The following is a 12,786-nucleotide window of genomic DNA, read 5'->3' as shown; positions in this document are numbered from 1 at the left end:
CTTTCAGAGCCTTGGATCGGACTTATTCGCAGCTTCCCTTGTTCACGTGGTGCAAGTAGAGCACTGAAGCTCCAGTTAGATAGGCAACTTGTTCCAAGCGTGACACCAGCTGGGCCATGTCACCATTGCTGTTTTCATCGAGGTGATGAATCCGACTCAGTGTGTCAATGACGATCAGACGAGCGCCATGGCAGAAATCCAGAATCCTTTCCATGTGGCTCTGATCCATGATGTTGAGTCCCTTGCCCATTATCGCTTCTAACACCAGATTCTTTGCTATGGACGCTCTGGCATCAGGACTCAGGTGCGTACCAATAGCATGGATACGCCGCAGCAATACAGGCTCTGGATCTTCGCCCGCGAGATAGATCACCCGCCCTGTTTTGGCTGGGTTTAGTTGCAGAACGTCGCCACCAGGAACACTGCATGCGATACACATTGCCGCTTCAAGCGCCCAGTAGCTTTTTCCTGTCGCACCAGGCGCAACCAGAGCCCCTACGGTGCCTGATAGAAAACCGGACCAGATGAAGTCCAAGGGCGGCGGTTCATTTTCAAAAGCACACATCAGATCAATCGCCATGTATTACCCCCGATCACCGCAGAGTTGGTTACTGTCCAGTAGCTCGGCAATTTGGGACGTGCGGAAATAGACACGCCGACCGATCCTCAACCTTGCCTGGTTAATCTCGGTTGCCCAGTAGTTGTTTGAGCGCAGGCTAATGCGCAGACCTTCTGGTGAACGGTCAAGAACAGTGGCCAACTGAGGAAGGCTCAGTAGGGGGCCAAAACGGTCGAGAAGGGAGTCCTCGATAGTCATTATGTAATCCTCCGTAATTGATGCTTGCCTTACGAAGGTTATGAATATCGCGCCGGTTTGTATACTTACGATATATAGTAACTTATTGAAATATAGGAAGTTATCGCACTTTTGCCGCACTTTACCGCACTGCAACCGCGCTTTACCGCAATTTAACCGCACTCGGGAAATAAAACGCAATAAAAGTAATTTAAAATGGGTTATTTATTTTAAAATATTCTAAAAAGCATGATTTTCATTAGGGTATCTAAATTGATGCGATTCTAGTGCGATATAGTGAGCTAGAGGGTGGGGGCAGGATAGGTATTTGCTATACCGCCACAAGTGGCGATCTAGCAAATACTGCAACTTATTCGGCCTGGCGGCCTCAACGCATCCTGATCTGTTTCAGGAGAAATTTCATACCGTTCACAGTGATGTTTTTCGAGGGGCTTGTGAACGCTTCTGTTCAATGGCATCCAGCTGGTCTACTAAGTCTTCAGCTCGCAAATGTGTATAGCGCCGCAGCATCTGCATAGACTTGTGACCACTGATCGCGGCAACCTGTTGATCACTTAGCCCGCCTTCAACAAAGCGGCTGACGGCTTCATGGCGTAGGTCATGAAAGCGTAGGTCAGCGAGTCCGACACTTTTCTTGATGTGCATCCAGACCTTGTTGAAGCTGTAGGGCTTGCGCATACCATCCCGGCCGGGTTCGCCAAAAAAGACAAGATTTGTGTCTGGTGGGCGAACAGGGTTGTCGATGGCCTGCTGAAACTGTTCCACGGCTGCCAATGTAAGAGGGACCGTGCGAGGCATGGTGTTCTTGGTTTCCAGCAAGGTAACGATGCACTTTTTCAGATTGACCTGTCCCAGTGTCAGAGATGTGATCTCTGAGGAGCGCATACCGGTCTCTATGGCGATTCTGACGATCCAGCCAAGCATCGGGTTGGAGTGAGCGTCAACGGCGCTGAGAAGGCGCTGCTCTTCCTCTGAGGAAATGCGGCGGTTACGGCCTGGTCCTGGGGCAGGGCGATCTACGAAGGTCTCAGGGTTAGAGGTAAGACCGATCCCCCATTCTTTAATAGCGACATTAAACATATGCCCGAGCAGGGCCATCTCAAGACGAACGGAGTTACCTGAGCGTGGACGTGGGTTGCCGTCCTGATCGAGGCGATCATTGCCGCTGAGGCGCTGATTTCGATATTTAGCGATGAGCTCTGGAGTGATAGCCGCTAGAGAGTATTGTCCAAAGAATGCCTTGAGTGGTTTTGCTCGTGTTCTTTCGGCTTTCTGGGTGCGCTCACGCTTTTTAGATGAAACGTCTTGTAGGTATCTGTCGAGTGCTTCGCTAAAGAGCAGACGCTCGGAGGGTGCCCGCTGGATATAGATGCCGCGCACCATTTCATCTTCGGTGCGACGTGCCCAGTCTTCGGCGTCACGTTTGGTTCTGAAGGTTTTGACAGTGGTGGGAAAGCCTTTCTTCCGAATCATGGCTTTCCAGGTTTTGGACTCTGTTCTGACAATCGTTGCCATACTGTTTCCTCACACTTTCCCTGTACCTGACTGTACTGCTTGCGCATTGCCAGTGTACCGAAATCGTACCGAATGAGAATCCAGAGGTGACGCGGAACAAAATCCATTTGGGTGTTTCAGCATAACTTGCTGAATCTAATGGGTTTTTGCGAGGTGTGTTGGTGGGCCCAGCAGGACTTGAACCTGCGACCAATGGATTATGAGTTCTGATATTGAACCATAAATTCTTTGAAATCAGAGGGGTGTGAGCGTACTGGGGCCGGTAGTATGTGGGCACAATTAAAGCCCAGGTGGGGTGTTCGTTTTAGCGGGGGCAACTACAGTGAGGCACTTGCGCTCAACCTGGCCGGTTCGGCGAGCGCACCAAACTGTGGCTGCTGCACATAGGCATAGCCGCTGGCCAGCAAAGCAACGAGGACAACGGCGCTTGCAGCCGAGGTTTTTTCCAGTTCAAAGCCAACCTCCTTTCAGTCTTTATCTGATTCCAGCGCACGCAGCACCAACACGCTCAGGGCCGCGGCCAGCAGCAATGCTGCGCTCAGGCTAAATGAAACCTGATAGCCGTAATGATCGAACATAATACCGCCGACAGTGGAGCCAAGGCCGATGGCGAGCTGTACAAATGCCACCATCAAGCCGCCGCCGGCTTCCGAGTCCTGTGCCATTGATCGGGTCACCCAGGCCCACCAGCCGACGGGTGCGGCAGTCGCGATCAGCCCCCAGAAGCCGAGCAAAACAACCACTGCTGTCAGGTTGCCTCCGAACTCGATCAGCATGATCGCAATGAGCGCCAATATGGCGGGCATGATACAGAGCGTCAGATGCAGGCTCGCTTGCAGGAAGCGATTGATGATCGTGGTGCCGATAAAGCCTGCAACCCCCAGCAACAACAGAATCGAAGAGAGCGTCACGCTATCTACACCTGTGGCCGTTTCAAGATAGGGCCGGATATAGGTGAACAGCGAAAACTGTCCGGCAAAAAGCAACGAGACGGCACTAAAGCCGAGCAGAATCCGGACCTGTTTCAGGTGCTTGAAAATGTCGACCAGTTTCTTTTTCCGCTGTTCGGCAGCCATGGATGGCAGCGCCAGCCACTGCCAGACAAAGGCCAGCGCAGTGAGCGGCGCCAGACAGAGAAATGCTCCTCGCCAACCGACGATAGCGCCCAGATAGCTGCCCATCGGCGCCGCAATCACCATCGCCAGTGCGTTGCCGGCATTGAAGATGGCCAGAGCCTTGGGGACCTTGTCGATAGGCACCAGGCGCACGGCTGCGGCAGCCGACAACGACCAGAAACCGCCCAGAGCAACTCCTACCAGGATACGTCCCAGCATATAAAGAGTGTAACTGGAGGCGAAACCTACTATCAGGGTCGACAGCACCATGACCCCGGTCAGCCCAAGCAGCAGTACACGACGGTTCAAGCTGCCGGCAAGTGGAGAGATGGATAACGCGGTCAGCAGTGCAAACAGACCTGAAATCGAGATCCCCTGACCCACCGCCCCTTCACTGACGCCCAGGTCGTTGGCCATCAACGTGAGCAGACTGACCGGGAGAAACTCGGCGGCGACCATGATAAAGGCGCACAGAGACATGGCGAATACGGCGCCCCAGCGCTCTACCGGCTTAGCCGGCTCCTGGGCAGGTAAAATGGTGTCGAAAGACGCTTCACAGGATTGAGTCATGCAGCGATACCTGTTGCTGAACACAGCAAGCCCGACCACTCGCACAGGCGATGATCAGGAGTGAAAATGAGGACGGCACCGCGGCCCCCCCAAAAAAAGGGAGCGCAGTGCCGGTACGAGAAGGCTGGCCCTGGGTGGCTCAGCCCAAGTGCTGCTGGAAGAAGGCTGCCAGCTTGTCAAACGGGATCATATCCATCTGGTCGTACAGGTCGGTGTGATTGGCACCTGGGATGATCATCAGTTCCTTCGGCTCTGCCGCCGCAGCGTAGGCGGTTTCGCTGAAGTAGCGCGAGTGAGCCTGTTCACCATGGACAAACAGCACCGGACGCGGCGAGATCTCCGCGATGTAGCTCAGGATCGGCATGTTCATGAACGACAGCGGAGTGGTCAGCGTCCAGGCCGCGTTCGAGTTGATTGCGCGCGGGTGGAAGCCTCGCTCTGGTGATTTGTAGTAGGCCGCATATTCCACCACAAATTGCGGTTCACCTCCGCTCAGCTCAAGCGAAACCGGGCCATAGGCCGGGGCACCATTTTCGGCATCTTGCCAGCGCTGCCGACCCAGTTGCTCCAGGGTCTGGGTGCGTTGTTCCTGGGTCAGGCTGTCGTTATACCCCTTGGACATGACGCGGGTCATGTCGTACATGGTGCTGGCTACAACAGCCTTGACGCGCTTGTCCACTGCCGCGGCGTTCAGCGCCATGCCACCCCAGCCGCAGATACCGATAATGCCGATGCGCTCGCGATCGACATCCGGCAACAGGCCGATGAAATCGACCGCGGCACTGACGTCTTCGGTACTGATATCCGGTGAAGCAACGTTACGCGGTTCACCGCTGCTTTCGCCGGTGTAGGAGGGGTCGAACGCCAGGGTAACGAAACCACGCTCGGCCAGGGTTTGTGCATAGAGGCCGGATGACTGCTCTTTCACTGCGCCAAAGGGACCACTCACGATGATCGCTGCCAGCTTGCCGCTGCTGTTTTTCGGCTGGTAGATATCCGCCGCCAGGGTGAAGCCATAGCGGGTCTTGAAGCTGACCTTGCGGTGGTCAACCCTGTCGCTCTTGGCAAAGGTCTTGTCCCATTCATCGCTGAGTGTCAGTGCAGACGGCTGTTGTTCTGACTGAGCGAAGGCCTGACCGGTGGTCATCGCGGCCACGCCCGCAGTCGCGGCACCGATGCCGGCCAGCTTGATCAGGTTGCGGCGTGCCATGTTCGGTTCCTCCTGGTGAATGGGGGTGTTGTGGGTTTCATTGTTCATGATGGAGCCTCCGTTAAGTGAGCCATTCTGCGCCAGCGACTCAGTCGGCAAGCGTGGCGATATCCATGACAAAGCGGTACTTCACATCGCCCTTGAGCATGCGCTCGTAGGCATCATTGACCTGATCGGCACGGATCATCTCGATGTCCGCGACGATGCCGTGCTCGGCACAAAAATCCAGCATCTCCTGGGTCTCCGGGATACCGCCGATCATAGAGCCGGACAAACTGCGACGTTTCATGATCAGGTTGAACACCTCCGGCGACGGATGTGGCGAGGACGGGGCGCCTACCAGTGTCAGGTTGCCGTCACGCTTGAGCAGGGTCAGAAACGCATCCAGATCGTGCGGCGCGGCCACGGTGTTGAGGATGAATTCGAAGCTGTTGGCATGGGCTGCCATCTCTTCGGCATTGCGTGAGACCACAACCTCGTCCGCACCCAGTGCCTTGGCGGCTTCGCGCTTGGATTCCGAGGTGGTAAACGCGACTACATGAGCGCCCATGGCATGGGCCAGCTTGATGCCCATATGACCCAGACCACCGATGCCGACGACACCGACCTTGTGTCCCGGGCCGACCTGCCAGTGGCGCAGCGGTGAGTAGGTAGTGATACCGGCACAGAGCAGCGGCGCCACGGCGGCCAGCTGGGCTTCAGGATGACGGATACGCAGCACGTACCGTTCATGCACCACGATCTGCTCGGAATAACCACCCAGGGTATGCCCCGGTGCGTCCGGCGTGGGGAAGTTGTAGGTGCCGATCATCTCATCGCAGTAGTTCTCCAGCCCCTCGGCACAATCCGCGCAGTGTTTGCAGCTATCGACGATGCAGCCGACGCCGACCAGATCACCAACCTGATAGTCGGATACATGTGCACCCACCGCCGCGACGCGACCAACGATCTCGTGGCCGGGCACGCAGGGGAACAACGTGCCGGCCCATTCGGCGCGTACCTGGTGAATATCGGAATGACAGACGCCGCAGTAGGCGATGTCGATCTGCACATCGTGCGCACCCGGAGTGCGGCGAGTGATGTTCATCGGTTCAAGCGGTTGGTCGCCGGCGTGGGCACCGTATGCGTGAATGGACATGGGAACTCCTCGACATGAATTATTCGGGTGACCGCTGGCACGAGTCACTGATGATGTGGCATAAATTATTGCTGCCTTTTGTCATGCACCGATATAACGATCCATTGGTTCTATTGCCTGATCCGATGAGTTTGCATCCGTTCAGGATATTTTGGTTTCAGTTTGGGGTAGGCTTGAAAAGTACGGCAGGCGCTGTCTTGCCTTGCCATGAGCCGCTTGGAAATCGTCAAACCGGGGGAACAGGAATCAGGCATGAACACGTCAACCAGGCTGCATGCGTCTTGCAGCCCCCTGCAACAGGCACTGGTGCCTCTCATCGATCGTTGGACTCTGGAGCAGACGGATGTCGCGACCGCGATCCCGGGGTTCAACCTGTTCCGCCGCGAAGCGCCCACACCGCCAGCGTTTTGCCTGATCAAACCGAGCATCGTGCTGGTGGTGCAGGGCAACAAACAGGTGTTCGCCGGCGATGAGGCCTATCCCTACGATATCTCCCGTTTCCTGATCACTTCACTGGAGCTGCCCGCCAAGTCGGAAACATTGACGGCGAGCACCGAGGCTCCCTGCCTGGGGCTGAATCTGGAGCTGGATATTCGGTTGATTACCGAAATGCTGGCGCACGGAGAGGTACCGGCTGCCGAGAGCAGTGCCGGCGACGGTTGTTTCGGCACTGGCGTTGTAACGCCGCTGATACTGGATCCATTCAAGCGACTGCTGGAACTTCTGGACGAGCCTGCGGCCATCACGGCACTGGCCCCCGGGATCATACGTGAAATCCATTACCGTCTACTCACCAGTGACCAAGGCAGTCGGCTGCGCCAGATCGCCTCGGTGGAGGGGCAAGGGTACAAGATCGCAAAAGCAATCGACTGGCTTTGTCTGCATTATGCCGAGCCACTGCGTATTGATGCCTTGGCGGCCTCCGTGCAAATGAGCTCGCCCAGCTTTCACAGCCATTTTCGCCGACTGACAGGCATGAGTCCGCTGCAATATCAGAAGTGGCTGCGTCTTAGCGAAGCTAAACGGCTGATGTTGAGCGAATATTTGGATGCCGCCAGTGCTGCTTACACAGTGGGTTATGAGAGCCCATCCCAGTTCAGCCGCGAGTATAGCCGTATGTTCGGGACTTCGCCCAAGCGTGATATAGAGGCGTTGCGTGCCCAGGCGGCCAACTGATAGATTGATTGGTAATGGCCGCTTTTCCGTTAACGTCCCTGACACTGGGAGCCATCAACAAACTCTGACGTCTGCAAAGGGCCAAATACTGCTGATTGGTTGTCCGTCAAAGCAGTTCACCACGGACTCAATAGCATTGGTCTCGTAGGCCAGGGTTTTAAATTTGAGCCTAATTGGGCAACAGTTTGTGGAGCCTGCAGACTTTACTACTGAACTTGAGGAGTATGTATCTGACTTTGCGCTCCACAAGGTCTTTTGTTGCCATTGCTACTTCCACAAACGGCTCACAACACATCACGTCCCTCAGTCAGCTTGATCAGCTTGAGGAAAAAAGCAATCCAGCCGTTCCAGTCCCTTTCGGCTGAAATTACTTTCAGGCGCTTATAGTATTCATCCCGGTTGTGCTTCAAACACTCGGATAGGTAATCAATCGGCCTTTTCCGGCAAAGGCGCTCCTGCCAGTCGGGCAAAAACCTCTACCACTCTGGGCAGCAAGTCGTCATTGAACTGGTAGTGTGGGCTGTGGCAGGGGGCCTGGAAGTTGTCTTCCCGTGCCATGCCAATCAGCGCGAACGCCCCCGGCACTTCGTTCAGGTAATAGCTGAAGTCTTCCGATGCCATGATTGGCAGCGGCAGGTTCTGCATCTGCCACTCTTCCCCAAGAGAGGACTCAAGTGCGCGGCGGTATTCTGCGGCCGCTTCAGGATGATTGATGGTGGCTTCATAGCGCTTCACGGTTTCAACCTGCGCCGTGACACCGTAGGTGCGCGCCGTGTCTTGGGTGATCTGCTCGATGAGTTCGTTCACCAGTGGACGCAGCTCGGGCTGTGCCAAACGGATGCTGCCCTCAATGCGAGCGGTCTCGGGTGTCACGGTCGGTGCACTGGGTGCTTCAATGGAGGCAACGCTTATCACGGTCGCGGACTGAGGCGGCAGGCGTCGGCTGACGATCTGCTGCAGGTTAAGGGTCACGGCTGCGGCGGCCAGCACCGGGTCGCGACAGATTTCTGGCTGGCTGGCGTGGCCCCCTTTGCCGGTGAGGGTGATGTGAAAGGTACCGTTGCCGGACATGACCGGCCCATCGGGACAGGCCGCCTGTCCCCAGGGGATGGCGGGCCAGTTATGCCAGCCGTAAATACGGTCAATGCCGTTCAGTGCTCCTTCTTCAATCATTTTGCGGGCGCCATGACCGCCTTCTTCAGCCGGCTGAAACAGTAGTGTAACGGGGCCCGGAAGGTCTGTTTCGTGAGCCTTCAGCCAGGCTGCTGTTGCCCAAAGGGCTGCGGTATGGCCGTCGTGGCCGCAGGCATGCATACAGCCGGGCGATTCAGATCGGTAGGGCAGGTCGGTAAGCTCTTCGATAGGCAGGGCGTCTATGTCGCCGCGCAGGGCGATATGAGGTCCGCTTGCATCAGCAGCAAGAGTGGCAAGCGTGCCGTATTCTGCACAGCTGCGCCAGGCAATCCCCAGTTTGTCCAACTGTTCTCGTATCATTCGGCTGGTGTTTTGCTCCTGCCAGGTCAGCTCCGGCTGGCGATGCAGCTGGTGTCTGAACTGAACAGCCTCTTGCATGATGGCCTGCCATGAATGAGACATGCCCCCTCCTTGTCAGTGGGTTGTACATCTTGTCATGTCACACAGTCTGGCAGAGAGTCGCGCCAACCCCCAAATCGATCGTCAGTCTGCCCAGCCCGAACCGATCGCTCTGAACGGCAGTTCCAGTTGCAGATCAGGCACTTTTTGAGCGACCCAGGCCGGAAAGGTATTGCTGTTGGGGCCGGGGAATACGCGGTATTCATGTTTCCAGGGGTAGTCTTGTGCCGTGCTCTCGATCTGGGTGATCAGCTCATCCACGCCTTCGCCGCGACGGTCCAGAATCAGCTCAGGCCTGGCGCCAAACCAGTGGCGGTCAGGCGTATCCTGTTCAATGCGCAGTACCGGCAAGCCGCGTCGCTCGCGCCAGCCAACAACTTCGTAGACGGTGTACTGATCCGCGTTGCGCGGCTTGAGCGCGATCCATGTGTGCACAGCGAAGATTCCTCGCCAGCCCCAGGCGTCCGCGGCGTAGACCTGTATCACGGGCTCGGGTGTTGTTCTCGGGTCGGGAGCGATGCCGGCACTGGCACGGCTGGCGGTGCGCCAGTCGTTGTTGGCACAGGCCGCCAGCAGTGGTAACAGCATCAGAATCAGCAGGTGTTTGGGTTGTATCATAAAGGGGCCTCCTGATTCATTTTACGCAGCTTTTTTGCATCCGGATTGATCAGTGCCAATATCAGCCACGGCCATAGCGATCATCCAGCCGTTCGATATCGGCTTCATCCAGTACATCACCCGACTGGACTTCAAGAATCAACAGGGGTTCCGTGCCATTGTTGGATAGCCGGTGCAGCTGTCCTTGCGCAATGGCGATGGATTGGTTGGCACCCAGCTCAATATGTTCAGCATCCCGCGAGATGCTGGCATGGCCGCTTAGAACGACCCAGTGCTCGGCACGATACCGGTGGCGCTGCAGAGACAGGGCGGCGCCGGGGCTGACGCTGATCAGCTTGACGCGGAAGCCGGGACCGTCAAGAAGATGCTCGTAAAAGCCCCAGGGGCGGTGAACCCGGGGATGGTTGATCAGCTCGGATCGGTCCTGTTGCTGCAGTTCGGCTACCAGTTGCTTCATCTCATTGGCGTAGTTCTTGTCGGCCAACAGCAAGGCATCCGGGGTATCCACCACCAACAGATTGCTCAGCCCCAGAGCTGCAATCAACCGCTCCCCACCCATGAACAGCGTGTTGTGGCAGTGTAAACGTGTCACCTTGCCTTGAGCGCGGCAACCATCGGGTGTCTCAGGCAGCTGCTGTTCGAGGGCTGCCCAGCTGCCCAGATCCTGCCAGTGGGCCTGCAGTGCGGTAACGTGGCAGCTGGAAGCATGCTCCAGCAGCGCATGATCGATAGAGATCTCAGGGCAGGTTAGAAAGGGCTCGACACCCACCCGGATGAAGTCCAGGTCGGTCGTGCGCTGTTGCCAGGCATGCCTGCAGGCTGCAATAAGATCCGGCTGCAGGGGCGTCAGAGTTGCCAGTAATGTGTCCGCCCGAGTGAGTAACACCCCGGCATTCCAGAAGGCTCCGCGCTCAATGAGATCAGCCGCCTGCACCGCATCGGGCTTCTCGATAAAGCGCTCAACCTGAACCGGATCTGCAGGGTCTGGCAGAATATACCCATACCCGGTTGCGGGATGATCAGGCACTACGCCAAAAAGGCAAAGCTGGCCGGATTCGGCGGCGGGTCTGGCGCTTTCAGCCGCCTGCGCCAGAGAGTCAATCGGTTCGATCAGTTGGTCAGCCGGCAGGGCCAGCAACAGCTGGCAGGGGGTACCCCGCTCAACAGCATCCAGTGCGGCCAGTACAAGGCTGGCCGCCGTGTTGCGGCCTTCGGGTTCCAGCACAATGCGGCCTTGCAACCCCGTTTCCTGCAGCTGTTGGGCCAACAGAAAGCGATGCTCTTCGCGTCCTATTAGCAGTGCATGGACTTGACTGATCTGAGCGGCGCGCTGCAGGCACTGCTGCAGCAGGCTTTGCTGGCCGGCCAGGCTTAAAAACTGCTTGGGATGATGCTGGCGGGACAGGGGCCAGAGGCGGCTGCCACTGCCACCGGCCAGAATAACGGGCTGCATCTTGGATCTCGGGTTGACGAAAAGCTGCAGTGTACCGCAAAGCGTTGCGAGATGGAGTGAAGAGAATCCGTCTCGGCTTTGCTAACATGTTGAAAACCCGTACGGATGAGACCGTTATGCCTGTTGAAAATCTGCTTCCTGCCATTGTTTCTTCGCTGATCATCGCGCTGCTGGTTTGGGCGCTGGTCAGCTGGCGCAGCGGGTTGAAGCTTGAACGCGAGCGACAGGTTGCTGCCCAGCTTCAACTCCAGCTTGAGCAGCTGCAGGATGAAAGTGACATGCTGCGTGACCAGACTCAGCAACAGCAACAGGAGCAACTCAGGCTGAAGGTCGAGCTGAGCCGGCTGCAGGTGCAGCATGACGAGCGTCAGCAGGCCGAACGGCAATATGCAAGCTGGTGGCAGGAAGAGAAATCACGTCTTCAGTTACTGCAGCAAGAGTTGCAGCAGCTGCAATCTGAACACAGTGCCCTTAAGACACGGCGTGAAGAGCAGGAACGCCATTTCCAGCAGCAGATGGAACAGCTCGAAGCCAGTCGTGAGCAGCTGAAAAAGGAGTTTGAGCAGCTGGCCAGCGAAATTCTGGAGCGCAAGGGCAAGGCGTTTACCGAAATGAGTCAGCAGAGCCTTAACCATCTACTGAATCCAATCCAAAGCGAGATGAAGGGTTTTCGGGAAAAGGTAGAGCATATTCACCTGCGGGAAACGGAGCAGCGTGTCCAGTTGCGTACCGAATTGCAAAATCTGCAGCAGCTGAATCGTGCGATTACCGAACAGGCCGAAAAACTCACCACTGCTTTGCAGGGACAGAAAAAGGTTCAGGGCAACTGGGGCGAGTTGATGCTTGAGAACGTACTGGATAACGCGGGCCTCAGGGCCGGCGTCGATTACCGGCGTGAGGTGAGCTTCAACGGTGAAGATGGACGCCAGCGTCCCGATGCGATCGTCTATCTGCCCGGTGACAAGCACCTGATCATTGATGCCAAGACCTCGCTGGCGGCCTACACTCGTTATGTCAATGCTGAACAGGACAGTGAACGTCAGCAGGCTTTGCGCGAGCATGCCCGTGCGGTTGCCGATCGCATCAAGGAGCTGGCCGAGCGCCGTTATGATCGTCTGCCGGGATTGAATTCACCTGAAATCGTGATCATGTTCATCCCGGTGGAGTCGGCCTATGTAGAGGCGCTGAAAGCTGATGAAACCCTGTATCAGCGGGCACTGGAGCAGAATGTACTGGTGGCGACACCAACCACGCTGCTGACCAGTCTCAACATCGTGCGGCAGCTGTGGCGCTTCGAGGATCAGAGCAAGCATACCGCCGAGCTGGCTGACCGGGCCGAGCGGTTCTACAACAAGCTGAACAATTTTCTCACCAGCATGCAGGATGTGGGCAAGAAGCTGGATGGCGCTCGCATCAGCTATGAGCGCGCGTTTGCACAGCTGTACTCGGGTCGAGGCAATTTGATCAAGCAGGCGGCCGAGTTCAAGGAACTCGGCGTTTCGGTGCAGAAAGAACTGCCGACAGACTTGGTCGACAAGGCCAAACTGGAGCTGGATACCGGCAGTTGACGTGAACTGTGCG

At 56.7% G+C, this 12,786-nt stretch carries 11 protein-coding genes; 2 read left to right on the top strand and 9 right to left on the bottom strand.

Translation table 11 applies throughout. The features are described 5' to 3' along the window. Positions 1-22 precede the first annotated feature (22 nt). The 6 genes from ABIE61_RS14660 to ABIE61_RS14635 form a co-directional block, all read right to left on the bottom strand. Positions 23-580 (bottom strand): AAA family ATPase, encoded by a 558-nt coding sequence (locus ABIE61_RS14660; protein WP_502915061.1) that lies wholly within the window; start codon positions 578-580, stop codon positions 23-25. A 3-nt stretch (positions 581-583) separates the two neighbouring features. Further along, the gene (locus ABIE61_RS14655; RefSeq protein ID WP_354410783.1) at positions 584-817 is read right to left on the bottom strand and encodes a DNA-binding protein; all 234 of its coding nucleotides are present in this window, start codon (positions 815-817) and stop codon (positions 584-586) included. Between the two features lie 408 nt (positions 818-1,225). Next, positions 1,226-2,332 (bottom strand): site-specific integrase, encoded by a 1,107-nt coding sequence (locus tag ABIE61_RS14650; protein WP_354410780.1) that lies wholly within the window; start codon positions 2,330-2,332, stop codon positions 1,226-1,228. Positions 2,333-2,799: 467 nt separating this feature from the next. Beyond that, the gene (locus ABIE61_RS14645; RefSeq protein ID WP_354410778.1) at positions 2,800-4,017 is read right to left on the bottom strand and encodes an MFS transporter; all 1,218 of its coding nucleotides are present in this window, start codon (positions 4,015-4,017) and stop codon (positions 2,800-2,802) included. A gap of 139 nt (positions 4,018-4,156) precedes the next feature. Continuing rightward, positions 4,157-5,275, bottom strand: a complete 1,119-nt coding sequence (locus ABIE61_RS14640; protein ID WP_354410775.1) for an alpha/beta hydrolase — start codon at positions 5,273-5,275, stop codon at positions 4,157-4,159. Between the two features lie 40 nt (positions 5,276-5,315). Beyond that, positions 5,316-6,365 carry an NAD(P)-dependent alcohol dehydrogenase gene (locus ABIE61_RS14635; RefSeq protein ID WP_354410772.1) on the bottom strand — a complete coding sequence of 350 codons (1,050 nt, stop codon included), beginning with the start codon at positions 6,363-6,365 and terminating at the stop codon, positions 5,316-5,318. Positions 6,366-6,617: 252 nt separating this feature from the next. On the opposite strand from ABIE61_RS14635, the gene ABIE61_RS14630 reads away from it, so the two are divergent. Beyond that, positions 6,618-7,541, top strand: a complete 924-nt coding sequence (locus ABIE61_RS14630) for an AraC family transcriptional regulator (RefSeq protein WP_354410769.1) — start codon at positions 6,618-6,620, stop codon at positions 7,539-7,541. 426 nt (positions 7,542-7,967) lie between these two features. On the opposite strand, the gene doeB2 is transcribed toward ABIE61_RS14630, so the two are convergent. From doeB2 to ABIE61_RS14615, 3 genes are all read right to left on the bottom strand, one after another. Beyond that, positions 7,968-9,137, bottom strand: coding sequence for a N(2)-acetyl-L-2,4-diaminobutanoate deacetylase DoeB2 (gene doeB2, locus ABIE61_RS14625; RefSeq protein ID WP_354410766.1), 1,170 nt, complete (start codon positions 9,135-9,137; stop codon positions 7,968-7,970). A gap of 81 nt (positions 9,138-9,218) precedes the next feature. Then, positions 9,219-9,752, bottom strand: coding sequence for a DUF3750 domain-containing protein (locus tag ABIE61_RS14620; RefSeq protein WP_354410764.1), 534 nt, complete (start codon positions 9,750-9,752; stop codon positions 9,219-9,221). 61 nt (positions 9,753-9,813) lie between these two features. Next, entirely contained in the window at positions 9,814-11,205 is a 1,392-nt protein-coding gene (locus tag ABIE61_RS14615) for a mannose-1-phosphate guanylyltransferase/mannose-6-phosphate isomerase (RefSeq protein ID WP_354410761.1), read from the bottom strand. A 116-nt stretch (positions 11,206-11,321) separates the two neighbouring features. Between ABIE61_RS14615 and ABIE61_RS14610 the strand changes: the two genes are divergently transcribed. Then, entirely contained in the window at positions 11,322-12,773 is a 1,452-nt protein-coding gene (locus ABIE61_RS14610) for a DNA recombination protein RmuC (protein WP_354410759.1), read from the top strand. The last annotated feature ends 13 nt before the right edge of the window (positions 12,774-12,786 follow it).

It is taken from the genome of Marinobacterium sp. MBR-111, from assembly GCF_040547585.1.
Lineage (GTDB): Bacteria > Pseudomonadota > Gammaproteobacteria > Pseudomonadales > Balneatricaceae > Marinobacterium > Marinobacterium iners.
Note: the sequence above shows the minus strand (reverse complement) of the source record. Positions and strands in the feature narration are given on the sequence as shown.

Coding starts and splice junctions, on each gene's coding strand:
- ABIE61_RS14660 (WP_502915061.1), bottom strand. CDS start 580: ATGGCGATTGATCTGATGTGTGCTTTTGAAAATGAACCGCCGCCCTTG.
- ABIE61_RS14655 (WP_354410783.1), bottom strand. CDS start 817: ATGACTATCGAGGACTCCCTTCTCGACCGTTTTGGCCCCCTACTGAGC.
- ABIE61_RS14650 (WP_354410780.1), bottom strand. CDS start 2,332: ATGGCAACGATTGTCAGAACAGAGTCCAAAACCTGGAAAGCCATGATT.
- ABIE61_RS14645 (WP_354410778.1), bottom strand. CDS start 4,017: ATGACTCAATCCTGTGAAGCGTCTTTCGACACCATTTTACCTGCCCAG.
- ABIE61_RS14640 (WP_354410775.1), bottom strand. CDS start 5,275: ATGAACAATGAAACCCACAACACCCCCATTCACCAGGAGGAACCGAAC.
- ABIE61_RS14635 (WP_354410772.1), bottom strand. CDS start 6,365: ATGTCCATTCACGCATACGGTGCCCACGCCGGCGACCAACCGCTTGAA.
- ABIE61_RS14630 (WP_354410769.1), top strand. CDS start 6,618: ATGAACACGTCAACCAGGCTGCATGCGTCTTGCAGCCCCCTGCAACAG.
- doeB2 (WP_354410766.1), bottom strand. CDS start 9,137: ATGTCTCATTCATGGCAGGCCATCATGCAAGAGGCTGTTCAGTTCAGA.
- ABIE61_RS14620 (WP_354410764.1), bottom strand. CDS start 9,752: ATGATACAACCCAAACACCTGCTGATTCTGATGCTGTTACCACTGCTG.
- ABIE61_RS14615 (WP_354410761.1), bottom strand. CDS start 11,205: ATGCAGCCCGTTATTCTGGCCGGTGGCAGTGGCAGCCGCCTCTGGCCC.
- ABIE61_RS14610 (WP_354410759.1), top strand. CDS start 11,322: ATGCCTGTTGAAAATCTGCTTCCTGCCATTGTTTCTTCGCTGATCATC.